The organism is Enterococcus sp. DIV0703, assembly GCF_051711065.1.
Taxonomy (GTDB): domain Bacteria; phylum Bacillota; class Bacilli; order Lactobacillales; family Enterococcaceae; genus Enterococcus_B; species Enterococcus_B hirae.
This window is the reverse complement of record NZ_JBIOLX010000001.1, coordinates 382,525-405,845: the sequence shown is the minus strand read 5'-3', so window position 1 is coordinate 405,845 and position 23,321 is coordinate 382,525. Positions and strand designations below refer to the sequence as shown.

General features: G+C 39.4%; 22 protein-coding genes. 4 read left to right on the top strand and 18 right to left on the bottom strand.

Annotated elements, in window-relative coordinates:
* Positions 1-174 precede the first annotated feature (174 nt).
* Positions 175-1,152, top strand: coding sequence for a diacylglycerol/lipid kinase family protein (locus tag IGK81_RS01875; protein WP_034699489.1), 978 nt, complete (start codon positions 175-177; stop codon positions 1,150-1,152).
* A 584-nt stretch (positions 1,153-1,736) separates the two neighbouring features.
* On the opposite strand, the gene recD2 is transcribed toward IGK81_RS01875, so the two are convergent.
* The 4 genes from recD2 to IGK81_RS01855 form a co-directional block, all read right to left on the bottom strand.
* The gene (gene recD2, locus IGK81_RS01870; RefSeq protein WP_431393519.1) at positions 1,737-4,352 is read right to left on the bottom strand and encodes an SF1B family DNA helicase RecD2; all 2,616 of its coding nucleotides are present in this window, start codon (positions 4,350-4,352) and stop codon (positions 1,737-1,739) included.
* A gap of 19 nt (positions 4,353-4,371) precedes the next feature.
* On the bottom strand, positions 4,372-5,028 hold the full coding sequence (locus IGK81_RS01865) for a histidine phosphatase family protein (RefSeq protein ID WP_034699484.1): 657 nt from the start codon (positions 5,026-5,028) through the stop codon (positions 4,372-4,374).
* Positions 5,029-5,291: 263 nt separating this feature from the next.
* Positions 5,292-5,795, bottom strand: a complete 504-nt coding sequence (trmL, locus tag IGK81_RS01860; protein ID WP_034699481.1) for a tRNA (uridine(34)/cytosine(34)/5-carboxymethylaminomethyluridine(34)-2'-O)-methyltransferase TrmL — start codon at positions 5,793-5,795, stop codon at positions 5,292-5,294.
* 221 nt (positions 5,796-6,016) lie between these two features.
* On the bottom strand, positions 6,017-6,874 hold the full coding sequence (locus IGK81_RS01855; protein ID WP_034699479.1) for a methyltransferase domain-containing protein: 858 nt from the start codon (positions 6,872-6,874) through the stop codon (positions 6,017-6,019).
* Positions 6,875-7,014: 140 nt separating this feature from the next.
* Here IGK81_RS01855 and IGK81_RS01850 point away from each other — a divergent pair, with 140 nt between their 5' ends.
* A complete protein-coding gene (locus IGK81_RS01850; RefSeq protein ID WP_010720166.1) occupies positions 7,015-7,653 on the top strand; it encodes a copper homeostasis protein CutC in 639 nt (212 codons plus the stop codon).
* Between the two features lie 103 nt (positions 7,654-7,756).
* On the opposite strand, the gene mgtE is transcribed toward IGK81_RS01850, so the two are convergent.
* Genes mgtE through IGK81_RS01830 form a run of 4 tightly spaced genes read right to left on the bottom strand, consistent with a single transcriptional unit; the run spans position 7,757 to position 11,513 of the window.
* Positions 7,757-9,118: a magnesium transporter gene (gene mgtE / locus IGK81_RS01845; protein WP_034699476.1), complete on the bottom strand. Its 1,362-nt coding sequence runs from the start codon at positions 9,116-9,118 to the stop codon at positions 7,757-7,759.
* Between the two features lie 17 nt (positions 9,119-9,135).
* Positions 9,136-10,035, bottom strand: a complete 900-nt coding sequence (locus tag IGK81_RS01840) for an RluA family pseudouridine synthase (protein WP_034699473.1) — start codon at positions 10,033-10,035, stop codon at positions 9,136-9,138.
* A 1-nt stretch (position 10,036) separates the two neighbouring features.
* Complete coding sequence (locus IGK81_RS01835; RefSeq protein ID WP_010720169.1) at positions 10,037-10,834, bottom strand: NAD kinase; 798 nt, start codon at positions 10,832-10,834, stop codon at positions 10,037-10,039.
* Positions 10,812-11,513 carry a GTP pyrophosphokinase gene (locus IGK81_RS01830; protein WP_010720170.1) on the bottom strand — a complete coding sequence of 234 codons (702 nt, stop codon included), beginning with the start codon at positions 11,511-11,513 and terminating at the stop codon, positions 10,812-10,814. Before IGK81_RS01830 ends, IGK81_RS01835 begins: the two co-directional genes overlap by 23 nt.
* A gap of 130 nt (positions 11,514-11,643) precedes the next feature.
* Between IGK81_RS01830 and IGK81_RS01825 the strand changes: the two genes are divergently transcribed.
* A complete protein-coding gene (locus IGK81_RS01825) occupies positions 11,644-12,219 on the top strand; it encodes a CYTH domain-containing protein (RefSeq protein ID WP_034699471.1) in 576 nt (191 codons plus the stop codon).
* A gap of 117 nt (positions 12,220-12,336) precedes the next feature.
* On the top strand, positions 12,337-13,008 hold the full coding sequence (locus IGK81_RS01820) for a ClpXP adapter SpxH family protein (RefSeq protein ID WP_034699468.1): 672 nt from the start codon (positions 12,337-12,339) through the stop codon (positions 13,006-13,008).
* A gap of 288 nt (positions 13,009-13,296) precedes the next feature.
* Here the strand turns inward: IGK81_RS01820 and IGK81_RS01815 are convergent, their stop codons facing one another.
* The 10 genes from IGK81_RS01815 to IGK81_RS01770 all read right to left on the bottom strand — a co-directional run bounded on the left by IGK81_RS01815 (position 13,297) and on the right by IGK81_RS01770 (position 23,089).
* Complete coding sequence (locus IGK81_RS01815; RefSeq protein ID WP_034699465.1) at positions 13,297-13,809, bottom strand: type 1 glutamine amidotransferase domain-containing protein; 513 nt, start codon at positions 13,807-13,809, stop codon at positions 13,297-13,299.
* Positions 13,810-13,925: 116 nt separating this feature from the next.
* Positions 13,926-14,771, bottom strand: a complete 846-nt coding sequence (gene pheA / locus IGK81_RS01810; protein ID WP_034699462.1) for a prephenate dehydratase — start codon at positions 14,769-14,771, stop codon at positions 13,926-13,928.
* On the bottom strand, positions 14,743-15,273 hold the full coding sequence (locus tag IGK81_RS01805; protein WP_010720175.1) for a shikimate kinase: 531 nt from the start codon (positions 15,271-15,273) through the stop codon (positions 14,743-14,745). Before IGK81_RS01805 ends, pheA begins: the two co-directional genes overlap by 29 nt.
* On the bottom strand, positions 15,270-16,556 hold the full coding sequence (gene aroA, locus IGK81_RS01800; RefSeq protein WP_034699459.1) for a 3-phosphoshikimate 1-carboxyvinyltransferase: 1,287 nt from the start codon (positions 16,554-16,556) through the stop codon (positions 15,270-15,272). The genes IGK81_RS01805 and aroA overlap by 4 nt, the downstream gene beginning before the upstream one ends.
* A gap of 4 nt (positions 16,557-16,560) precedes the next feature.
* Positions 16,561-17,640, bottom strand: coding sequence for a prephenate dehydrogenase (locus tag IGK81_RS01795; protein ID WP_034699457.1), 1,080 nt, complete (start codon positions 17,638-17,640; stop codon positions 16,561-16,563).
* Between the two features lie 12 nt (positions 17,641-17,652).
* Entirely contained in the window at positions 17,653-18,816 is a 1,164-nt protein-coding gene (gene aroC / locus IGK81_RS01790; RefSeq protein ID WP_034699454.1) for a chorismate synthase, read from the bottom strand.
* Complete coding sequence (gene aroB, locus IGK81_RS01785) at positions 18,817-19,881, bottom strand: 3-dehydroquinate synthase (protein ID WP_010738524.1); 1,065 nt, start codon at positions 19,879-19,881, stop codon at positions 18,817-18,819.
* 15 nt (positions 19,882-19,896) lie between these two features.
* Positions 19,897-20,916 carry a 3-deoxy-7-phosphoheptulonate synthase gene (gene aroF, locus IGK81_RS01780; RefSeq protein WP_010738525.1) on the bottom strand — a complete coding sequence of 340 codons (1,020 nt, stop codon included), beginning with the start codon at positions 20,914-20,916 and terminating at the stop codon, positions 19,897-19,899.
* Positions 20,917-21,554: 638 nt separating this feature from the next.
* A complete protein-coding gene (locus IGK81_RS01775) occupies positions 21,555-22,859 on the bottom strand; it encodes a DUF438 domain-containing protein (protein WP_034699451.1) in 1,305 nt (434 codons plus the stop codon).
* Positions 22,856-23,089, bottom strand: a complete 234-nt coding sequence (locus IGK81_RS01770) for a DUF1858 domain-containing protein (protein ID WP_034699449.1) — start codon at positions 23,087-23,089, stop codon at positions 22,856-22,858. The genes IGK81_RS01775 and IGK81_RS01770 overlap by 4 nt, the downstream gene beginning before the upstream one ends.
* Positions 23,090-23,321: the final 232 nt, after the last annotated feature.

The following is a 23,321-nucleotide window of genomic DNA, read 5'->3' as shown; positions in this document are numbered from 1 at the left end:
TTTGTTTTCTTAGTATCGCTAAGACACAAACCATGTAAAATTAACGATAGAAGTTTCAGTTGCTTGTTCACTAAATGACTAAGCAAAAAATAGTTTGATCATTTTTTCTATTTTAATGAATGAGTGGAATGAGTGAGATTTACTCATCTTCTGAATCAGATGCAGGAGGTAAAAATGAATTTCCATTATTACTTATTGATCAATCCAGCTGCTGGAAGTGGTGCTGGTAAAAAAGTAGCAGAAAAAATGATTCCGCTATTTGCCGAAAAACAGCTTCACTATTCGATCCAATACAGTGAGTATCCAGGGCATGATGCTAAAATTGCCGAAGAATTAGCGAAAGAAACATTAGTTGAATGGACAGACGAACCACAAGAAAGCGAGTCTGAATTTCCCCTACTCGTGATCATCGGTGGTGATGGTACACTGCATCAAGTGTTAAATACCTTTTATCAACTAGATGTGGCATTTCCAGTAGCCTATATTCCCGCAGGCTCTGGCAATGATTTCGCTCGAGGGATTGGGTTACCTAGAAATGCCGAGAAAGCATTAGAAAATATCCTAAAGACGAACAAACCTCAAGAAATCAACCTCTTAACTTACGAGGAAAAAGTGAGTGACAAACAAGGTGTAGTAGTAAACAATTTTGGTATTGGCTTAGATGCGGCAATCGTCCATGCTACAAACCACTCTACTTCAAAAACAAAATTAAATAAATATAATTTAGGTTCTTTCGCTTACCTGTTCTCTATCCTACGTGTCTTTTTTTGGCAAAAAGGGTTTCCAATCTTAGTGGACATTGGCGGAAAACAAATCAGTTTTGACAAAGCTTTTTTATGTACTGCAACGAACCATCCTTATTTTGGCGGCGGTGTAGCGATTGCGCCGACAGCAGAAATTGCCAAGCCAACGATCGATCTAGTTGTTGTTGAACGAGTGAATTTATTCAAAATCTTGGGAATCATCTTCTTATTACTACAGAAAAAGCAAATGAAATCAAAAAATTTCCATCATTTTACTACTAGCAAATTGCGCATACTATCAACTGTTCCTCAGTATGGTCAAGAAGATGGTGAAGATAGCCAAAAACAACCTTTTGATTTGCAATTAGCTACCAAAAAGCAACTGTTTTGGTGTAACGTGTCACATTGATTTTGCCTATTTTATATACATTTTCTTCCATGGGGAAGATAACCCCATAAAAAGAGCTGGAGATATTAAAGAGACCGCAAAAGTCAGACTTGTTGGGCTAACTTTTGCGGTCTTTATCTATCTCTTGGCTCTTAAAAAATAAGTAACATTCTCATTAGGAGCGATTCAAGTGAGCCTGAGCCAAAACTTGCCTCAGGCTCTTCTACCTATCTCTAAAAACGGATAAACGGTGTTCAAACATCAGCTCCTTGAAATAAGCCTGAATTTTTCAAAACATGAGAAGCTGTTTCAAAAAATTCTTTCTTATTGTCATCAGAGCTACCCGATGTTTTCACGACCTCTGATTCACGGTGTTCAAAGAGCTGACCTTCGGCGATAAGTCAAAAATCTCAAAACATGGGAAGCTGTTTCGAGATTTTCACCCTTAATGCTCCTGTGATTACTCGTCGCAGTTTTTACTTGGTGAGCGCTCAGGTCAAGACACTCTTTTTACGACCTCTTGCTAAACGGCGTTCAAGAAGCAACTCCTCAACAATAAGCGATGATTTTCTAAAATATGAGGAGCTATTAAAAAAAATCCTCTCTTATTCGGAGCTAAACACTTCTTTCACAGCCTCTTGCTCCATCCCAATCATTGGATCAATCCACTGTTTTTCAATCGCTTCGGTTGTTAAAATATATGTTTTTGGTAGTTGCTCTGTTGGTGCTTCTTCCATCGATTTTGATTCGACAGACGTTTTGGTTGTGTCTTGTTCTACTGATAAAGTAAAGAGATCATCGCCAACATTTCCCTCCGTTGAATCTACGGCATTTTCTTGAGTGGCTTGTTGACTTGTCTCTGCTTTTACGGGATGAGCAGTTTCTCCCGCCTTGGTATAATTTCCTTCTTCAAAAGGATCATTACCTACAAGGGAATCTTCATAAGCGACAAGCTTCGTCCGTGTAACAAGACTCATACTGTCATTTTCTTCGATCCGCTTCTTCAATGTCGTCATTCGACTAGCCGATTCATTCGCAACGCAGGTAACGTACGCTTGTTCTTCTCCAAGTAGAATCAATAGTTCTTTACTTCTTGTGACAGCCGTGTAGAGAAGATTTCGTTGCAACATCCGTTGGTACTGATGAACCATCGGCAAAATGACCATCTTAAATTCGCTTCCTTGAGATTTATGGATCGAGCAACAATAAGAAAGGGTGATTTTATTCCATTCATTGCGTTTGTAAGTCACTTCATTCGCATCAAATTGAATCACTAATTCATCCACTTTATCTTCTGAATCTTTCGCTAACACGATCCCCGTGATCTCACCCATATCACCATTAAACACATTGAGTTCAGGTGTGTTCACTAATTGTAATACTTTATCACCGATTCGATAAACAGTCTCATTCCAGTGGACTTCTTTCCGCCCTGCACCTCCAGGATTAAAAATCGACTGCATCATTTTGTTTAACGCATCGATTCCAGCTGGTCCACGGTACATTGGCGCCAAGACTTGGATATCTTGTGCAGTGAAGCCTTTATTTTTGGCTTTTTCAACAATCTTTGCGATTAAAGGTTCGATACTATAGGCATCGCTTCGAAAGAAAGAACGATCTTTTTGGTTTTGCAAAAAATCACTTGGTAAATGACCTTCTTTGATTTCATGAGCAAGGGGGATAATACTCGATCCGTCTCCCTGCCGATAAATTTGATTCAATTCCACTTTCGGGATTTGGTCAATTCCTAATAAATCATGCAAGACTTGTCCCGGTCCGACAGAAGGTAATTGATCTTTATCTCCTACTAAAATCACTTGCATGTTGGTAGGGATGGCTTTAAATAGCGTATTAGCTAGCCATGTATCGACCATCGACATTTCATCGATGATCAACAACCCACCTTCTAATTCTTTCGTACTTACTGAAGGAGATTTTTCTCGACCATTCACACCTAGTAGTCGATGGATCGTGCTGGCAGGTAATCCTGTCGTCTCATTCATTCGTTTGGCTGCTCGACCAGTTGGTGCAGCCAGTAGAATCGGAAAAATTTCTTGGGTATATTTGTTTGGATCTAATTCTAAGCCATTTAATTCTGCAAACAAGTTGACGATCCCATTGATAACTGTTGTTTTCCCTGTGCCGGGACCCCCAGTTAAAATAAATAAAGGTGATCGGATTGCTTCCGAAATTGCTTTTTCTTGCGATTCTCCATATTGGATACCAAATATTTTTTCAATTCGCCGAATGTTTTTCTGCACTTCTTTTTCGTCATAGTTGATTTCTTTTTTTCGACTAAGTAACCGTTGAATCGAGTTACCGATCCCCCATTCTGAGAAATACAGACTATTTTCATAGAGATTGGTTTCTTCTTGTTGGATCTTACCTTCTTCCACAAGTTGAATAATGACCGTCGCCACTTGATCAGGTTGGATCTCGATTGGTCGACTGGTTTCCAAAATTTTGATTGTTTGATGAAGAAGCGTTTCAGCTGGTACATATGTATCGCCAGTTTGAACAGCATGTTGAAAAATCTGATGTAAAACTGCAGCTCGAATCCGTCTTGGTGAATCAGCCGCGATCCCTAATTGTTCTGCAAGATTATCTGCTCTTTTAAATCCGATCCCTTCCACATCTTCGACTAACTGATAGGGATTTTCCTGGATGATATCTAAAGCTTCATTTTTATATGCTTGATAGATACTAAAAGCTAACTGACTACCAAAGCCATAACGATTCAAGCCCATGATCACTTGATCCATCCCATGGTTCAAACGAATCGTCTCAACGATCATATCTCTTTTGGCCTGATTCAAGCCTGCGATTTGTTCTAATACGGACGGCTCTTCGATGATTTTTTCAATCGCTTCTTCACCTAGTTGCTCCACGATCTTCTCAGCTGTTTTCTTGCCAATCCCAGGAAATTTTTCACTGGATAGATAACCCACGATCCCGTTGACTGTTGTTGGTTTCTCCTGCTCATAGCGTTCAACCTTTAACTGTCGCCCATATTTAGGATGATCGACTAATTCGCCGTAAAAACGATAAAGCTCATTTTCTTGGATCTCACCAAAGCTTCCAGTGACCACAATTTCTTTTTCACGATAGTCAGCTGTTGTTTCAGTGAGCCGAACCAACAGTACTTTATAAAAATTACTTGGATTTTGAAAAAAGATTGCGGCAACTGTACCAACAAAATAAGGCATTTCTTCTGGCTGCATCTTGCCGCCTCCTTTCCAATTAGAGTAATGGTTCTGGTTTTGTCTCTTTTCCTAAAAAGTCAATTTCGTTCCAAACTTTTAATTCATAAGGCAACAAATTGTTGGGTTCTCCTGTTTCTAAAATCGTCAAACTACTATTATATAAGCCACCCATTTCTCTTAGTTGACTCAGTTTTTTTCCTGTCAACCATTGGATCGCCGCAGTTAATGATGCCCCATGTCCAACAAACAAGATCGGTCCATCATGTAAAGCAACGGCATCAGCCACAGCTGTTTCAATACGAGTAATGGCACATTCGATCGCTTCTCCTTTAAAAGGTGTCGGATCATAACGATCTAAGTGGTTACGTAGATTGGGAAGGTTTTCCGGATAGCGTTCGTACATTTCATCAATTGATTGACCTTCTAATTCTCCTAAACCCAATTCTCTTAATTTATCAGTATAAATAATTTCGACTGGATGCGCTAATTCTTGGTTGATCCCTTCGGCTGTGTCACGGGCACGCTTAGCGGTACTTGAATAGATTGCTTTAAATGGTACATACTTCACTTTTTTACCAAATGCTTTGATTTCCTCATAGCTTTCAGGTAAAAGTGGTGAGTCGCCTTGGCTTCCTTGAAAACGGCGTTCGAGATTCCATTGTGTTTTTCCATGTCGGGTAAAATATAATTCCATTTATATCGGACTCCTTATAGGCTCATTTAGACAAAGATGATGCTACTATTTTATAAAATTTGTTCCTTAAAAACAAAGAACTCCTTCAATAAAAAGTCCTTGTGATTATTCGTATTGAATCAGAATACTTGATAAATGACCTCTTGATAAACGGTATTTTCCAAGTTGATTCTGTGCATTAAGTCTAAACCAAGTAAAACATGAAAAGCTGTTTTTCTTTGTTTCTCCTTAATGCTTGAATCAGAGCACTTGGAAAATGACCTCTAGTCTAGTTTATCATTTTCATAATGGTGCGTTAACTCTAAATTAGGAAATCCTTGTTGGCGCAATGCTTCATAGACGATCATTGCAGCCGTATTTGAGAGATTCAATGAACGGACATGTTCGTCATTCATTGGGATTCTTAAACATTTTTCTTCATTTTCACGCATAAATTCTTCAGGTAATCCTGTTGTTTCCTTGCCGAATAAAAAGAAATGGTCTTCTCCATCAGCAAAATTTTCGTCACTATATACTTTATGGGCAAACTTCGATACCAAATGAAGTTTACGTTCCCCTAAATAAGCCATATAAGCATCTAAATTTTGATGATAGGTAATATTGACATCGTTCCAATAATCCAATCCTGCACGTTTTAGATGTTTATCATCTGTTGAAAATCCTAACGGTTCAATCAAGTGCAAGGGCGTGTTGGTTGCTGCACAAGTTCGGGCAATGTTTCCAGTATTTGCTGGAATCAATGGTTCAAATAAAACGATATGGTTCATTAAGATCCATCCTCTCATCTATATGTTAACTAACTAGTAGTGATTTTGGCATAAAAAAAAACGTATCAACTCGGTGTCAGTCACTGCGAGTCGTTACGTTAGTGAAGCTCTTCTCACTAACTTTTATCAGAACAGGAACCTGATAAAAACCAATGAAAAAACAACTTGTCGTTACTATATCATCAACAAACTCTTTTTGCAACCTTTAGAAATGAATAATTTCATTGCAATCGTTTTCTCTTATTTCCTTTTAATAATTCTACGTCAATTGTAATCTTTTTCAAAGGATTCTGGTACACACGCTCTTTGACGTCTTGACTGACTTGCCATTCGAGCGGAGACATCGCTAACAAATCTTGCCGATTTTTTTCTGGGATATCAAATTCGTAGGTAACACGTTGACGTTCAGTCAATTCTAGGGACTCCGCAAACTTAGCCACCACTCGTTCATTTGAATACTGTTGTTTCTCAGGCTGGTCTGGATAAAACGCTTGGCGTAATTCTTTTAAATAATCTTGTTGCGGAACGATTTTCAAGACTTCCCCATCATCGGTTAGCACACGTTGAAATTCTTTATAGTGAGAAGGCGAAAAAATATTTAGAATCGTAGTAAATGTTTGGTCTTCAAAAGGAAGATTGGTTAAATCTGCTACACACCAAAACGCCTCGACCGGCTGAGCAGTAGCCGCATAAATACCTTCTTTAGAAAGATCAAAACCTACGGCCTTTTTCAATGGTTGCAGTCGTGCTAATTCATTTAAAAAGCTTCCTTCGCCACAGCCAACATCTAAGACCTCTGATCCCTGCGATACTTGTTGTGCTAACAAGTCGATCACAGGCTGATACATCCCTGCTTGGATCATTCTACGTCTGGGATCAAACATACTCTGATCATATTCCGTTTTTACCCCATGAGATAAAAAGTAAAGCGTGCCTTTTTTGGATAAGTCGAAGCGATGGTTCTGATGACAAACCAAACCGTTCTCAGTGACTGCTACTCCAGCATGGCAAAGTGGGCATCGGAACAGCTGTTGATTTCCCTTTAAAAATTGGCGACCTTGATCAATTTTTTTTAACATTTTTTTTGCTCATTTCTTGTTTTAATCGTTGAATATTGCTTTATTCCCTTTTCATCTTACCGTTAGAAGAAAACTTTAGCAACTACAAAAAATATGGTACAATTTTAGAAGAAGAAGGCGAATGATAAAGGAGCAGGCAAATGATCAAAGAATTTTGTGCAGAAAATTATACTTCCATTCCTCTAGCAATTGCTAAGGGAGCGAACCGGATCGAATTATGCGATAACTTAGCTGCTGGCGGAACCACACCTAGCACCGGAGTGATCGAAGAAGTTTTAAGCTATGCCAATGAAAAAGAAGTACCTGTAATGACAATTATCCGACCACGAGGTGGCGATTTTGTCTATAATGATATTGAATTAAAGATCATGCATACTGATTTAATCGAAGCGAAGAAATTAGGTACAGATGGCGTAGTTATAGGCTGTTTGACTCCTTCAAATTGGATCGATGAAGAGGCAATGGAATTATTGATCGAAACCTCAGAAGGTCTACAAATCACGTTCCACATGGCTTTTGATTGTATCCCGCAAGAACGACAATTTGAAGCAATTGATTGGCTGGTTGAACACGGTGTAGACCGTATTTTAACTCATGGTGGAGATGCGAACGCACCAATTGAAGCCAATTTTGACCATTTAAAAAAATTGATTGCTTATGCTGACGGACGTCTGATCATCTTACCTGGTGGCAAGATCGATTACAAAAATGCAGAACATGTTGCCAAAGAACTAGGCGTGAATGAAGTTCATGGAACAAAAATCGTTTCATTCGACTAAATTTTTTTAGTAATAATAAAAACGTAAGAAGCAAGTTGATTACTTTGCTCCTTACGTTTTTTATTTTTATCACAGACTTGTTGCACCATCTCAAAAGGAATGGCTACATAAAATACCCCATAAACAATGAAGCGATGTTGAAATAGATCAAGACACTAGTCAAATCACTCAAGGTGGTAATAAAAGGACCACTAGCCACGGCAGGATCAAATCCTAAGCGATCCATCAACATCGGAATCAAGCTTCCTGCCAAGTTGGCTACAGTAATCGCAAATAACATGGCAATCCCAATCACAAAGCCTAAAATAAAGTTATGCTTCCAAATTCCTACAATCAAAAAGATCGTCAAGCCAGTGATTGCCCCTGTCACAAGTCCTGTGAGTACTTCAGCTAGAATCAAACGGACAAAACCAGCATCTTTGTCGTCAGAAACAGCCAAACGGCGAACTGCAACCGCCAATGATTGGGTGCCAGCATTCCCCGCAGTTCCGGTGATCAACGAAATGAAGACGGCTAAAATACTTGCTTCACTCACCAGTTCTTCGTAATGGCTGATCAACGAAGCCGTAGACATCCCTAAAAATAATAAGGTGATCAACCAAGGAAGACGTCTAGCAGCTGACTTCACGGGATTTTCATTGATTTCCTCAACATTGACCCCTGCCAAACCAGAGTAATCACTTGCAGCCTCATCATCAATAACATCAATAATATCATCAACTGTTACGATCCCAAGTAGATGGTCATCGTAATCTGTTACGGGTAATGCTAGAAAGTCATAATCACGAAAGGTTTGCGCGACATCTTCTTGGTCATCCCCCACATGGACGGATAACACACGTTCGCTCATCAAGTCAGAGATCATTGCATCATCATCATTAACGATCAAATCCCGCAATGAAATAACTCCAACCAATTGTTCTTCTTGATTGACGACATAGATATAGTAAATGGTTTCAGCTACATCTGCTTCGTTTTTTAAGACATACATCGCAGAACGAACCGTTTGATTCGCCACGATCGAAACAAATTCTGTCGTCATGATCGCGCCAGCTGTTTCATCTTCATAGTGTAACAACTCTTTGATTTCACTAGCATCGTCAGCAGTCATTAAACTTAAATATTTAGCGACTTGTTTTTTATCTAAGGTATTTAGCAAATCTACCGCATTATCGGTATACATTTCTGAAAGCATTTCTGCAGCATAACTCGGACGCATTTCAGCTAAATACTCTTTCATATATTCATTGTCTTCTTCAATCACATCAAACATATCTGCCAATTCTTTAGGAGATAAGTAGGAATAGATCAGTTGACGATCCTCTTCGTTCAGAGATTGATAGAATTGCCCCTGCTCGTAAATATGCATTTCCAGGAAACTGTTTCTAAATTCCTGTAGGTTATTTTCTCTTAAATCCTGGAGTAACTGGGCAAATCGTTCCTCTAGTTCTTGATTTTCATCCAACTCTATCTCACCTCACCCTAACTTTCAAAATGCTGGAGAACAGTCGCCATATCTTTAGCCAAAGGCTGTTTAAATTCCAATCGTTCCTGTGTAAAAGGATGATCAAAACGCAGGTCGTAACAATGTAAAGCTTGTCTTGCTATTCCAAGATCCATACGCCCACCATACATTTCATCTCCTAATAGCGCACAGCCAATTTCTGAAAAATGAACTCTGATTTGATGGGTTCTCCCCGTATGCAGTTGGATATCTACCAAAGCAACCTCTGCGGTGTTTTTCGTTAACCAATATTCGGTTTGTGCGCTTCGCCCAGCTGTCGAAACCATCCGTTTCAGTAAAGAAGATTGGTCTCTCGCAATTGGAAGGTCAATCCAGCCGTGAGGTGCCAATTTAGTTATTTCGCCACTCACAAGTGCTTGGTATTTCTTCACAAATCGTTTTTCTCGAAGCTGTACATCTAACTTTGCATGAGCAAAGCCATGTTTGGCAAACAACATCAACCCAGAAGTATCCCGATCTAGTCTTGTCACCACATGAATGACTTGATTTTCGTAACCTTGTCGTTTGTAATAAGCTTTTACTCGATTAGCCATCGTATAGTTTGGATGATATTGTGCTGGAATCGAAGAGACGCCAGCTGGTTTATTCACAACTAAAAGATGTTCATCTTCGTAAACGATCTCGATCGGTGTTTCATCTAAAAGCACCGTTTCATGTTCGCCTTCTGCTGGAATGACAATCGTTACCTTATCATTGTACGATAGAGAAAACAAGACATTTTCAGTTTGACCATTTACTTTGATCTCGCCACCTTGAAATTTGATTTTCGCTAACAAACCTTTAGAAATTCCCTTTTCTTTTAAAAAATATTTTATCTGCTGCGGATGATTTTTTCCATACGTCCACACAAATTCCATGTTATCCCTCACCAATAAAGGAATCTTTTACACGATGCCAAAAATGCATATGGCGATAAGAAGCAAAATGAATTCGCTCTTTTGCAATGCGATAATAGATGGAACGAATATTCGATTCCTTAATATCCAATTGGTCGACTGTAACAAGATAATCCTCTGTATTTTCTAATTTGATTTCCAGCCATTCGTCTTGTGCGATGACCATAGGCGAACCGAGTGTACGAAAGACTCGATTATTTAATGAAGCAATTTCAGTTAACTGAAAGGCATTGATACTCGGATGAATAACTGCCCCGCCGATACTTTTATTATAAGCGGTTGAACCTGTTGGCGTAGACACAGCCAATCCGTCCCCTCTGAAACTTTCAAACAATTCATTTTTGATATATACATCGGCAACCATCGTCCGATTTGATCGTTTAATCGTGGATTCATTCAAAGCCAAGAAATGTTTTGCCGGCTTATCATCTAAATAACTGATCTTTATATCGAGCAAAGGATAACTTACACTTTGTTCTTGATTGGTCTGTAAGCTATTGACTAATTCTTCCAATTCATAGTCACGCCAATCCGTATAAAAACCTAAGTGCCCTGTATGGACCCCTAAAAAACGAACTTCATTTAATAGATGGCTATACTTGTGAAAAGCGGACAATAACGTCCCATCACCACCTACGGAAATCACTAAATCGGGGCGTTGTCCGTCGATTTGAATAGCCGATTGTGTCAAAAGAGCTTTCAATCGTTCGGTAACTTCAATTGTTTTCGCTTCTTGGTTATGAACGATCGCTACTTTCATCCGTGACCTCCTCTTTTTTCTCTCGATTTAATACGGTACGATAGTAAACGTCATCTCGTTTTCCTCTTCCATGGGAAAATAGACGTTGAGCTTCTTGGATTTCTTCCCGAATATTGGACATTTCTTCGTCCAATTGATAAGCCGCTTCTGCCGCACGTTGGAGTCTTTCACTCATTTCTTCAGGAAACACGCCTTGATATTTATAGTTCAATGAGTGTTCGATTGTTGCCCAAAAGTTCATAGCTAACGTCCGGATTTGAATTTCAGCTAAAATTTTCTTTTCGCCACTGATCAATTGAACAGGATATTCAATCACTAAATGATACGAACGGTACCCACTAGCTTTTTTATTTGTAATATAATCTCTTTCTTGAATCACTTTCATATCTTTTCTTTTACGAATGATATCTACTACTTGGTGGATATCTTCTACAAACTGACACATGATTCGTAATCCAGCAATATCAGACATTTCTTCTTCTAAACGACTCATCGGAATATGACGCAGCTGTGATTTTGTCACAATGCTATCGACTGGTTTGACTCGTCCAGTAACAAACTCAATCGGAACATGTCGGTTTTGTTCTCTGAATTGCTTACGGATCCCGCGTAACTTTACTTTTAATTCTGATACTGTTTGTTCATACGGTGCTAAAAACTCTTCCCAATCTCGTTCCATCGCTGATCCCTCTACTTCGTTAACATTCTTTTCTATTTTAACATATAAATGAAGTTTTTTTGTACCTCTCGGCTTTTTGTATTGACCAAAAAGGAAAAATTAGGCAGAATGAATGAAAGGGGCGATCATTATGTCTGAAATGTTAGAAATTGAATACAAGTCCATGCTGACGCAACAAGAATATAGTCAATTGATCCAGTATTATCAACTAAAACCAGAAGATTTTACGGTTCAAACGAATATCTATTTTGATACACCAGATGGACAGCTAGCACAAAAAAATTGTGGATTACGCATCCGATTACTTGAAGATCGGGCAGAATATACACTAAAAACACCTGCAAAAGAAGGAAAACTTGAAACCACTGATACTTTAAGCAAAGAGAAAGCACTCTCTTTCATTGAGCAACGTCAATTGCCACGTCAGGGTGCTGTTTTTCAAAAAATGTTAGAATTAGCTGTTCCTTCGGATGAATTGGGCAAGATTGGAGACATTACTACCAAACGTGCGGAATTTCACATTGAGGAAGGTCTTTTAGCGATTGATGAAAGTTTTGGAGAACAATTACATGATTTTGAACTGGAGTTAGAAGTATCTGATGCTACTCTTGGTAAATCTGCCTTTTTAGCGTTTTTGGAAAGACATTCTTTCCCTTATCGACCAGCTAAAAATAAAATTCAACGGATGCTAGCAGCGAAAAATTAAAGTTCTATCATTTTCACAAGGCACTTGAGTTCATTTTTTATCATTTTTCTGTTAAGTTATACGTTGTGAATAAAAGAATTCACGAGTTGTATAGAATCTATTTTGGGGGAGATTCATATGATCGAAATTTATTTATTTGTTAATCCTTTGGGGAAACATTGTTTTACACTAGAACAACAGTTATTACAATTTATTGAAGAAGAGTACGGAAAAACATCCAAAGAAAAGATGCAATTTCGTTTTCTGCCTTTAGTTAATTTGCAGACAATTGGGGATGTCATGCAACGTAACGGAATTTCTCAAAACGACCTCGTTACGCGTAACCACTTATTTTCAACTACCTATTCTGCTGCGTTAGACTGTAAAGCGGCACAGTTTCAAGGTAAGAAAAAAGGACGTCAATTTTTGATCAAAATGCAAGAAGCTGTAGGTTGTAATAAAGTACCGTATTCTCCAGAACTTGCTGAATCACTTTTTGCAGAAGTCGGCGGCGATATCGAGATGTTCAAAGAAGATCGTCAATCCGAGTTTGTTAAAGAAGTTTTTTTCTCTGATCAAAAAATTGCTCGAGAAATGGGCATCACCAAACATCCTTCTGCTGTAGTGTATAACTACTCCTGTGAACAAGACTTTGGTGTCTTAATTGAAGGCACAAATACAGTCCGAAAAATAAAAGAACTTTGTAAGACTAAAAATGATTCTTATCAAATTTTTGATGGTGAACATTTACATACAAATGATTCTCGCTTACAACCAGGAAGTAGCCATTTATATTTACTCTCTAACTAATCATGTCAAGAACCATTCGTTTCACTAACTAACCGTTTTTCAAGTACTTAGATCGCTAAGTATTCGAAAAACGGTTATTTGGTGCTTGTAGAAAAATATGGGAATCTTTACCAACATGGACTAATAGCATCGCATCGTCTGAGGTTGAGATAAAAGTGTGTAGCATCAAGAAATAAGAAAGAGTTTTTCGAAAAACGACAAAAAGCAATCGCATCCTTCAGAAAATAGCTGATGCCATTTTCGACCGATACGACTGCTTTTTTAATGTTTAGGACTAAACTTTTCAAATTAGCTTCCTAGTGCTTCAACGATTGCTTCGTTAAATGCTGGAATATCATCAGGATTTCGGCTAGTAATCAAGCCTCGATCAATTACCACTGGCTCATCCTTCACGACGGCACCGGCATATTCGATATCTGGACGTACCGTATCATAAGCTGTCATTGTCCGTCCTTCAGTTAAACCTGTTTGAATAAATAATTGTGGACCGTGACAAATTGCAAATAACGGTTGATCATTTTTTAAAAAGTAAGAAACAAAATCAACGAATCGTTGATCTGCTCGTAATTGATCCGGTGAAAATCCCCCTGGTATCAATAGCGCATCGAAGTCTTCAGGAGAAACATCTGCAATACTTTGTTCGACTGTGAATTCTGCGCCTTTTTTTCCTTTGATTGTTTGATTTCCTTCAAACCCAATCAAAGTCACTGTATGTCCAGCTTTTTCTAGTGCTTCTTTCGGTGACGTTAGTTCCACATCTTCAACTAAATCTGTAACGATTGCTGCAACTTTTTTTGCCATTTGTTCTCTTCCTTTCTTATCGCTTAATTCAAGCCTAAAGGAATTTATTCAAGTGTGCAAATCATCTGTTTGGACTAAAGATCGGTTTTTGTCTCCGTCCATCTTGTTTCTTTTAGTCATTCATCGATGTGATAAACCGGATAACAACCAACCAAATGCGTAGGATAGCCTTGCTCTTTTAGCACTTCAATCAGCTCATTCACCTTGTCGATCTTGTCATCGATAGCAACATCGATAACAAAAAAGTATTCGCCTAACCTCGTTTTTTGTGGGCGTGATTCGATTTTTGTTAAATTCACTTGATTATTAGCAAAGACCGAAAGAACTTGATAAAGCGCCCCTGGTTTATTTTCTGGCAAATCCACAAAGAATGTCGCTTTATGACTGTTTTTTTGTAATTTTGCATCAACAGGCGCGGCACTTAGAACCCAAAAACGGGTCTCATTAGTTGCAATGGACTGGATATCTGATTGCACGATGGTCAACCCAAATTCGTTTGCAGCTTCTTTGGAGCCAATCGCACCTAGACATTCTTCTGGATGGGTTGCTACTTGCTGGGCTCCTTGGGCAGTGGAACCTACTTGTTCAATCTCGACCTTTGGAAAATTTGCCCGTAGAAAAAGTTGTGATTGGGCTAATGCTTGCGGATGACTACAAATCTTTGTGATATTTCGCCAGTTGGCTTGTTGTGTTGGATGGACCATCAATTGTTGTCGGATCGGCAGAACGATTTCTCCTTGAATAGAAGGTAATGTCTCATACACATGATCAAGTGTTGGCAAAACAGAACCTTCAATCGTATTTTCGATTGGCACCATTGCATAAGTAATCTCTTTTTCTAATTGTGCATCGATCAAATCAATCAAGGAATCATAAGAAAGAAAAGTACCTTGTTTGAAATAACGTGTGGCTGCACTATAAGTAAAGGAACCTTTAGGACCTAGATACCCAATTTTCATCATTATTTTCTACCCACTTTATGATTTCTGTGATAATTTCGTCTGGCGATTTCTTAGACGTATCTATCGTGATTTTTGCTAAACTTTTGTATATTTTTTCCCGTTCCCACATGATCTCACGTAGTTTTGTGTCACTATTCTTTAACGCTAACGGTCGAATATTTGTTTGATCTTGTCGTATCCGTTCGATCAAGATATCGGCTTCTCCTTTTAAATAAATGACTTGTTGCTGTTTTAATAGTTCCTGATTTTCTTTCTGTAAGACAACCCCGCCACCAGTAGCGATCACTGCCTTTTTTTGTAAAATTGTTTTTAAAAGAGCGGTTTCGTGGTCGCGAAACGCGGCTTCTCCGAAGGTAGCAAAGTATTGCTCAATGGAACAGCCTAATTGTTGAACTAAATAGTCATCCATATCGATGACTGGTTGATCCAATCGAGCCGCTAATTTTTTACTGATCGTCGTCTTACCAGCGCCCATAAAACCGATCAATACAAGTGACGTCATGATGGGTCCTCCTGAACCAATTTGGCTAGATCCGTAAAAAATTCAGGATATGAAATATTGACTGCTTCAGGATTGAGTAATTCGACAGGTTCTGCGGTTAGTAAAGCGGCGATTTGTAACATCATCCCAATTCGATGGTCCCCATGGCTATCCACTGTCGCTCCATGTAAAGGTGTTGGTCCGTGAATAATCAAACCATCTTCTGTCGGTTCAATGTTCGCACCCATTTTCGTTAATTCTTCCGCAGTTGCATCAATCCGATTTGTTTCTTTGACTTTTAATTCCTGAGCATCACGAATGATGGTTGTGCCTGTTGCTTGAGTAGCAGCTAATGCAATGATCGGTAACTCATCAATCAAGCGTGGGATGATTTCTCCTTGGATCTCACAAGCATGGAGTTGCGCAGAACGGACAATCAAATCTGCTGCTTGATTTTGCTCATCCAGCTGTCTTTCTTCAATATTAGCACCCATTTGCATCAGCACATCGAGAATCCCTGTCCGTGTCGGATTGATTCCTACTTGTTTTAAGAGGACTTCACTGTTTGCTAAAATACTTGCTGCGACGAGATAAAACGCAGCCGAAGAAATATCCCCTGGGACAGTGACTTCTTGTCCGATCAACTGCTGCGGTCCAGTGACTATAATTTCTTTTCCTTCCACTTGGATCTTCCCACCGAATTGCTTGATCATCTCTTCGGTATGGTTCCTTGACTGTTCTTTCTCGATGATTTTAGTGGTCCCTTCGGCTTGTAAAGCTGCAAAAAGGATAGCAGACTTCACTTGCGCACTAGCAATGGGCATGTGATACTCGATCCCGTGCAATGTATTTCCAGTTACTTTTAGTGGAGGAAATTCAGCTTCGGCCGTTCCTTGTAAATCAGCACCCATCTCACGCAATGGCTTCATCACACGTTCCATCGGACGGCGATTCAAAGAAGCATCCCCTGCAATCTCAGAAGTAAATGGACAGCCTGCCAAAATTCCTAATACTAAGCGCATCGTTGTGCCAGAATTTCCTGCATCTAGCCTAGAAGATGGTGCTGTTAATCCTTCAAATCCTTTTCCTTCAATCATGATTTGTTCATTTTTTTCGGTAATACGTACCCCTAATTGCTTAAAAACTGCAATCGTACTTAAACAATCTTCAGCTTTTAAAAAATTGTTGACGATCGTAGTTCCTTTGCTGATAGCACCAAACATGATGCTGCGATGGGAAATCGATTTATCAGCAGGAATCACTAATTCTCCATTGATCCCATTTTTAGCTGTCAATAGTTTCATGACTTCAACTCCTTATCCAACAATGAAATTTTTCGGCTTCGATCAGCTTCTGTCCTTTAAGTAAATCCGCTTGATTTTTAAAAGACAACTCTAACACACCAAAAATATCTTCTCTTGTTTCTTGGATGCTCAAGTTAATAATGGAAAGATTTGCCTGACTTAGTACGTTAGTAACTTTTGCGACAGCACCAGCGATATCGGGAATATCGACATATAAATCATAAAAAGCTGGAATCGCCCCTTGTTTTTTCCGGGGCAACTGATCCCGTGTTTGTTTTGCCTGCACAAAGAACTCTTGAATTGCCGATTGATTTTTATCAATCAGTTCCTGTTTTAACGTTTCCATTGCGACTTGCCAGTCTTCCATCAACTGAATCATCATTTCTTGGTTCGTCATTAAAATATCCGTCCACATTTGGGGATCTGATGAAGCAATCCGTGTAATATCCCGGAATCCGCCAGCAGCTAATTGTGAGGCACGTGGATATTTTTGATTCAGCTGCTCACTGATTTGTACTAATCCTGAAGCGACAATATGTGGCAAATGACTTAGCACCCCAACGATCTCATCGTGATCTTTGGCAGTTAAGCGAACAAACTTTGCTCGAGTAGGACGTAGTAAAGCGATCAGTTCTTCCGTACGTTCACTTTGGCAGTCATCCGTTACGATATAATACGCTTCTTCAAATAAATAGGGATTGCCTGCTTTTACTCCTGATTTATGTGAACCAGCCATCGGATGCCCACCAATAAAATCAAACGGGAGTTGCTTCGCTAGCGCCATTATCGTCGCTTTCGTACTTCCGGTATCACTTACTAATACTGTTTCTTTCAAGGGAAGTGTCGCCAAACAGTTGAGATACTCCAAGCTGACTTGAACTGGAACGGCAAGGATAATCACATCCATTTGACTAGCTGCCTCGATCCCTGTGACAACCTGATCGACTAACTGTGTTTTTTCCGCTATTTCTCTTGTTTCTTCTGAATGATCCCAGCCATAAAGGGTAATTGCTGACCCTTTGATCGCTCGGCATAAGGAAGCGCCAATCAGACCCAATCCTATGACAAACACCTTTTTTTTCATCGCTACCTCCGATTAGAATTCTTGGGTCATTTGGCGGTGATTTGCAACGGCTTTTTTTAATTCTTGCATATTATCTGCTGGAAAATGCTCAAGTATCTCGCAAACAAGAGTGGTCGCAATCACATGCTCTGCGACGACTGAAGCTGCTGGAACTGCCGTACTATCGGAACGTTCCACACTAGCTTTATAAGGTTCTTTAGTATCGATGTTCACGCTCATGAGAGGTTTATATAAAGTAGGAATTGGTTTCATCACGCCCCGAACAATAATCTGTTCTCCGTTGGTCATTCCACCTTCAAAGCCACCTAAATGATTACTTGCTCGGTGATAGCCGCTTTCGTCCCAAGTGATTTCATCCATCACCTGTGATCCTGGTAACGAAGCAGCTTCAAACCCAATTCCAAATTCGACTCCCTTAAAAGCATTGATGCTTAACATCGCTTGAGCTAACTTACCGTCTAATTTTTTATCCCACTGTACATAGCTCCCTAACCCTGCTGGCACATTTTCGACCCGAACTTCCACTACACCTCCCAAAGTGTCTCCTGCTTTTTTAGTAGCATCGATCAAGGCTTTTACTTCCTCTTCAATCATTAGATCTACCATGTTCACTTCGGAGATAGTCGTCTTTTCTTTGATTTCTGTCACGGTCAAATTCTCTGGCACATTCGCTTTGATTCCTCCAAGAATCGCTACATGACTAGCAATCTCTATATCTAAAGCAGCTAAAATCTGTTTTGCTAGTGCCCCGATTGCTACTCGCATCGTCGTTTCTCTTGCGGAAGAACGCTCTAATACATTTCTAAGATCATGGTGTTGATACTTCATACCACCAACTAAATCGGCATGACCTGGTCTTGGTTTAGCCACTCGTCGTAGATTTTCTTCTTTTTCAGAAACCGGAGTAACTGACATCACCGTTTGCCAGTTCTTCCAATCTTTGTTCGTGACAGTCATTGTGATCGGTGAGCCTAATGTTTTGCCGTGACGAATACCCGACGTGATTGTCACTTGATCTTTTTCAATCTTCATGCGCCCACCTCGACCATAACCACCTTGTCGTCTAGCTAATTCTTGATTGATTGCCTCAATCGATAAGGTTAAGCCTGCTGGAACTCCTTCAATAATCGCTGTCAAATTAGGCCCATGTGATTCTCCTGCTGTTAAGTAACGCATTTACTCACCTTCTTCTAAATAATTTTTGATTGCTTCAATTGGGATCGATTGGATTTTTGCCTGACCGATTTTTTCTAATAAAATAATTTTCAACTGTTTTCCCCGGGCTTTTTTATCATGAGTGATCGCCTGGAACAACGCCTGTTCATCCCATGGTTCGTAAGAAATGGGCAACTGATACTTTTGGATCATCTTGATAAGTTGTTGCGTCGTTCCTTCAGGTGTTTCTTTCCTTTTTTCAGCATTCCGACTGATTTGTACCATGCCGATCGCCACTGCTTCTCCATGACTAATCTGTCCATATCCCGCTGTTTGCTCGATAGCGTGTCCGATCGTGTGACCAAAGTTGAGGAACAAACGACTGCCTTGATCAAATTGATCTTCTTCTACTACTTCTTTTTTTACACGTAAAGCTTTTTCGATCACTAGCTCGCTATGTGCTACTAAATCAGCTACATCAATAAAACGAGCTAACTCTCTCCAAAGACTTTCATCCTTGATCGCACCACACTTGATGATTTCTGCAATTCCTTCTTGGATCCTTTTTACTGGTAATGTCGTCAGCGTTTCTGGATCAATCAACACACCGTCTGGCTGTGCAAATGTGCCAATCATATTTTTGGCGTTTGGTGCATTGACTGCTGTTTTGCCACCTATGCTTGAGTCTACTTGTGCCAATAAGGAGGTAGGAATCTGTACAAAAGAAATTCCTCTCATGTAAGTTGATGCCACAAAACCAGCTAAATCGCCTACAACACCGCCACCTAGAGCAATAATGCCATCACTTCTCGTCAATTGTTCAGTGGCTAGAAAATCATATAATTTAGCAGCCATCGACAGTGATTTACTTTCTTCGCCAGCCGGAATAACATAATTCACAACCTCATACCGATCGGCTAATTGTTGTTGTATCTTTTGACCATAAAGCGGAAAGACATTTTCATCACTAATGATCGCAATTTTCTTTTCTTGCCATAAACCGGAAAGCCAATCTGCGACTTGATCTAGTGCGTTTCGCTGGATGATGATCTCATAGCTTTTTTCGGGTAAGACAACTTCTAACATCCGTGTTTCTCCTCTCTATAAAGCGTTGATTTTCTTCATCGCTTCTACTAAGATGTCCACTTCATTCATCATTTTCAGGTAGTTTTTCTCATTCAACGACTGCTGTCCATCAGACCAAGCATGAATCGGATCAGGATGGATCTCTACAATCATTCCATCTGCCCCACTAGCAACACCTGCTCGTGCCATTGGTGTCACTAAGTCCCAGACACCCGTTCCATGACTTGGGTCAACGATGATCGGGAAATGACTTAATTTTTTGATCAGTGGTACGGCACTTAGATCGAATGTATTTCTAGTAGCTGTTTCGTAAGTGCGGATTCCGCGTTCAATGAAGATGATGTTTGAATTGTTTTGAACTGCAATGTATTCAGCGGCATTTAACCACTCTTCGATCGTACCTGAGATGCCACGTTTTAAGCCAATTGGTTTTCCTGTTCGTCCTACAGCTTCTAATAAACGGAAATTTTGCATATTTCGTGCGCCGATTTGAATGATATCTGCGTATTCACTGACCACATCGATATGCGCTTCATCCATCACTTCGGTAATCACTTTCAAGTCATAATGATCCGCAGCTTTACGCATCATTTTCAACCCTTCTTCACCTAATCCTTGGAAAGCGTATGGTGACGTTCTTGGTTTGTAGGCACCACCACGTAAGATTTTAGCACCACCAGCCTTAGCCATTCGTGCTGTCTCCATGATTTGTTCTTCCCCTTCGACAGAACAAGGACCAGCCATTGTCACAAAACTCCCATCACCGATTTTCACTCCAGCTACATCAACGATCGTATCTTGAGGATGAAATTCTCGTGACGTCAATTTGTACGTATTGGTAATCGGTACGGCACGTTCTACGATATCGTAGCGTTCAAACGGAACATCCCGAATTACCTTTGGATCTCCTAAAAGCCCTAAGACAAAACGATCTTTACCATGGTTGATCTGTACATCTAGCCCTTCTTCTTTAATACGTTCAATTACTTGTGTTAACTCACTTTCTTGGATACCTGGTTTAATGATTAGAATCATACAATAACTCCCTTTGTTTTTTATTTTGTGTTTCGCTTCATCGATTTCCTCGCTGTTTGATTGGATTACATAAATTCTTGCAAATCAATCGTTACTTTGCTTATACCTTGTTTGAATGCGTTTAGTTCCCCCTTTATGTAACAAAAAAAGCCCACCGTAGAAAATCCATCTACAGTGAGCCCCTGAATCAATCAAATAAAAAAGCCACTATAGATTTTTCATCTATGCGGCGAGCAAGTCATCTCAAACATCCTTAGCCATCATAGATACAAACAAACGCTGATGTTTGCACCCATAATCGTATGAATACAAACTTATCTAAAATAGCTAAAGTAATAATTATTCAGTTGTGAACTATGTGTGATTTTCATAATAATCGCTCCAAACTGATATAAGATTGAGTTTAAGTATAGAGATGTTTTTGAAAGAAGTCAAACAATTTCTTGAATAAAATGATCAAAGGGTATGAAAAAAGGGCTTTTACCTGATAAAAACTCCAATTTACCCACTAAATAGTCGCAGGAGAATGCTGAAAATACCATAGAAAAGTATCAACAGCATGTCCGGCTTCTACTTCTATAATCAAACGAGCCCAAAAGTGAGCTGAAATTGTTCTTTATTTTGAAATTTGTCCGCTCTTACAATCGTTTTTGTCCGTCTAACTTTTGGATCTCAGTAATATCTTGCGTGACTTCTAAGCACCCAAGATAATCACCTGTCTCATTTTTTAAAGCAAAGTAGCGAATATAAATTTTCCGTCCTCTCATATCAATCCAAAATTCTGCTGAATCCCTTGTTCCTGTACGGAAATCGTCAAGGATTTGTTGGACTAGATGCATGCTTTTTGGTGGATGACAGTTGACGACTTCACGACCAATGACAGAAGTAGTTCTTGGAAAGACCCGTTTCTTTCCTTCTGAGAAGAAACGAACCCGATCCTCATGATCAACAAATGTCAAATCCACAGGCAACACTTGAAACAAGGCAACTAATTGCTCCAACTGTAACGCTCCTGTCGGAAATTGCACAACTAAATCAGTCATAGGTGCTGTTTCGTCTTGAACTGCCTCTGACGTAAACTCTTCGATCCCAAGACCAGCAGCAATACCATCGGTCGTTTCTTTAGCTTTTTTAATGGCTAATTGACGAGCTGGTTCCCGTTCGCTTTCTTTTTCGAGTGATTCTTGGCTTGGCTTCCATGGAAGTGGTTCAGGGATAAACGCAAAACCGATATCAAAGCTGTCATGAGCGATTTGTTCCCAATCTTTAAGGCTAAACACATCTAAGGTCATGGGTACCATGATCTCCTCTTCCTTAAAAATCATCTCTTCAATTTCTGTTTTTACTGCTTCCCATTTTTCGGATAGCGGATTATAAGCCGCTTTGTCTGTAGCTAAATAAACATTCAGCGCTTTGATCATTTCACGGATATCATCATCTACGCCCCACATTACTTTAGGTGGAGCTGAGATTCCGTATTTTTCCATATAAGAAAAGATCAACGTTTCTTTTCGTGCATAATGCTTGTCGATTTGTAGTAAGTCAGTTAAAGCGTGTTGCAATCGTTCCTTTTGTGACCAATCTCCTTTAGCCATTTTTGCCAATAATCCGTCAATTTCATCTGTCAATAATGATTGCAACACTTGATTTTCTAACTTTAAGGTATGGATCGGGTGTCCTGGTTGTGCATGTTCATAATTGGAATGATGGATCTCATTGATCGCTCCTTTAAAAACAGCAGCATGGATATTACATAACTTTTGAATTTCTGACGGATCGAGACCGCTTTGGATCAATGCTTTTTCCGCAGCAGTGATTTCTGTAACATCGACTCCCTCAAATTCTTCATTGAACAATCGTTTTGCTTCTTCAAAAGAACCACCTTTATGTAAAAGTGACAGGATTTCAACAATCCGTTCTTGTCGTTGATTCGTGGGTTTCATTTTACCAATCCTTTCACAATAAATCCTGATGTTTCAAAGGCCGTAACAATTTGTTCTAAAGGAATTTTTTTCATTTGAGCCCCTTTAGGAATCGTCATATAGCGACCAGCAGTTTGCAACATCCCAGGTTGGTTGATGGCATTAAATCCTAGCTCTGCCATGATTTGTTTGACTTCTGGATATTCAGTAACTAATTCAAATAATGTTTTGGAAAAATCGATCTCTCTCATTTTACTTCCTCCTTCATTGAGAATCGTTCTCATTCAATCGGATTCATTATAAACGATTTTGTGCACTTTTACACGATAATTTCAAAGCAAATCTTTTTTTACCATTCTAATGATGAGTATATCTAGGCTCATTCTTTTTTCAGTGTAAAACTTCCTAATGACTTTCTGATCAGCAAAAAATAAAATAACTTTTTTTATTAACTAATGAGGTCATCCAGCTGTTTTTTCTTTC

What these genes read in the sequence shown, in the direction of transcription:
- IGK81_RS01875 (WP_034699489.1), top strand. Translation starts at nt 175, where the DNA reads ATGAATTTCCATTATTACTTATTGATCAATCCAGCTGCTGGAAGTGGT.
- recD2 (WP_431393519.1), bottom strand. Translation starts at nt 4,352, where the DNA reads ATGCAGCCAGAAGAAATGCCTTATTTTGTTGGTACAGTTGCCGCAATC.
- IGK81_RS01865 (WP_034699484.1), bottom strand. Translation starts at nt 5,028, where the DNA reads ATGGAATTATATTTTACCCGACATGGAAAAACACAATGGAATCTCGAA.
- trmL (WP_034699481.1), bottom strand. Translation starts at nt 5,795, where the DNA reads ATGAACCATATCGTTTTATTTGAACCATTGATTCCAGCAAATACTGGA.
- IGK81_RS01855 (WP_034699479.1), bottom strand. Translation starts at nt 6,874, where the DNA reads ATGTTAAAAAAAATTGATCAAGGTCGCCAATTTTTAAAGGGAAATCAA.
- IGK81_RS01850 (WP_010720166.1), top strand. Translation starts at nt 7,015, where the DNA reads ATGATCAAAGAATTTTGTGCAGAAAATTATACTTCCATTCCTCTAGCA.
- IGK81_RS01840 (WP_034699473.1), bottom strand. Translation starts at nt 10,035, where the DNA reads ATGGAATTTGTGTGGACGTATGGAAAAAATCATCCGCAGCAGATAAAA.
- IGK81_RS01835 (WP_010720169.1), bottom strand. Translation starts at nt 10,834, where the DNA reads ATGAAAGTAGCGATCGTTCATAACCAAGAAGCGAAAACAATTGAAGTT.
- IGK81_RS01830 (WP_010720170.1), bottom strand. Translation starts at nt 11,513, where the DNA reads ATGGAACGAGATTGGGAAGAGTTTTTAGCACCGTATGAACAAACAGTA.
- IGK81_RS01825 (WP_034699471.1), top strand. Translation starts at nt 11,644, where the DNA reads ATGTCTGAAATGTTAGAAATTGAATACAAGTCCATGCTGACGCAACAA.
- IGK81_RS01820 (WP_034699468.1), top strand. Translation starts at nt 12,337, where the DNA reads ATGATCGAAATTTATTTATTTGTTAATCCTTTGGGGAAACATTGTTTT.
- IGK81_RS01815 (WP_034699465.1), bottom strand. Translation starts at nt 13,809, where the DNA reads ATGGCAAAAAAAGTTGCAGCAATCGTTACAGATTTAGTTGAAGATGTG.
- pheA (WP_034699462.1), bottom strand. Translation starts at nt 14,771, where the DNA reads ATGATGAAAATTGGGTATCTAGGTCCTAAAGGTTCCTTTACTTATAGT.
- IGK81_RS01805 (WP_010720175.1), bottom strand. Translation starts at nt 15,273, where the DNA reads ATGACGTCACTTGTATTGATCGGTTTTATGGGCGCTGGTAAGACGACG.
- aroA (WP_034699459.1), bottom strand. Translation starts at nt 16,556, where the DNA reads ATGAAACTATTGACAGCTAAAAATGGGATCAATGGAGAATTAGTGATT.
- IGK81_RS01795 (WP_034699457.1), bottom strand. Translation starts at nt 17,640, where the DNA reads ATGAAAAAAAAGGTGTTTGTCATAGGATTGGGTCTGATTGGCGCTTCC.
- aroC (WP_034699454.1), bottom strand. Translation starts at nt 18,816, where the DNA reads ATGCGTTACTTAACAGCAGGAGAATCACATGGGCCTAATTTGACAGCG.
- aroB (WP_010738524.1), bottom strand. Translation starts at nt 19,881, where the DNA reads ATGTTAGAAGTTGTCTTACCCGAAAAAAGCTATGAGATCATCATCCAG.
- aroF (WP_010738525.1), bottom strand. Translation starts at nt 20,916, where the DNA reads ATGATTCTAATCATTAAACCAGGTATCCAAGAAAGTGAGTTAACACAA.
- IGK81_RS01775 (WP_034699451.1), bottom strand. Translation starts at nt 22,859, where the DNA reads ATGAAACCCACGAATCAACGACAAGAACGGATTGTTGAAATCCTGTCA.
- IGK81_RS01770 (WP_034699449.1), bottom strand. Translation starts at nt 23,089, where the DNA reads ATGAGAGAGATCGATTTTTCCAAAACATTATTTGAATTAGTTACTGAA.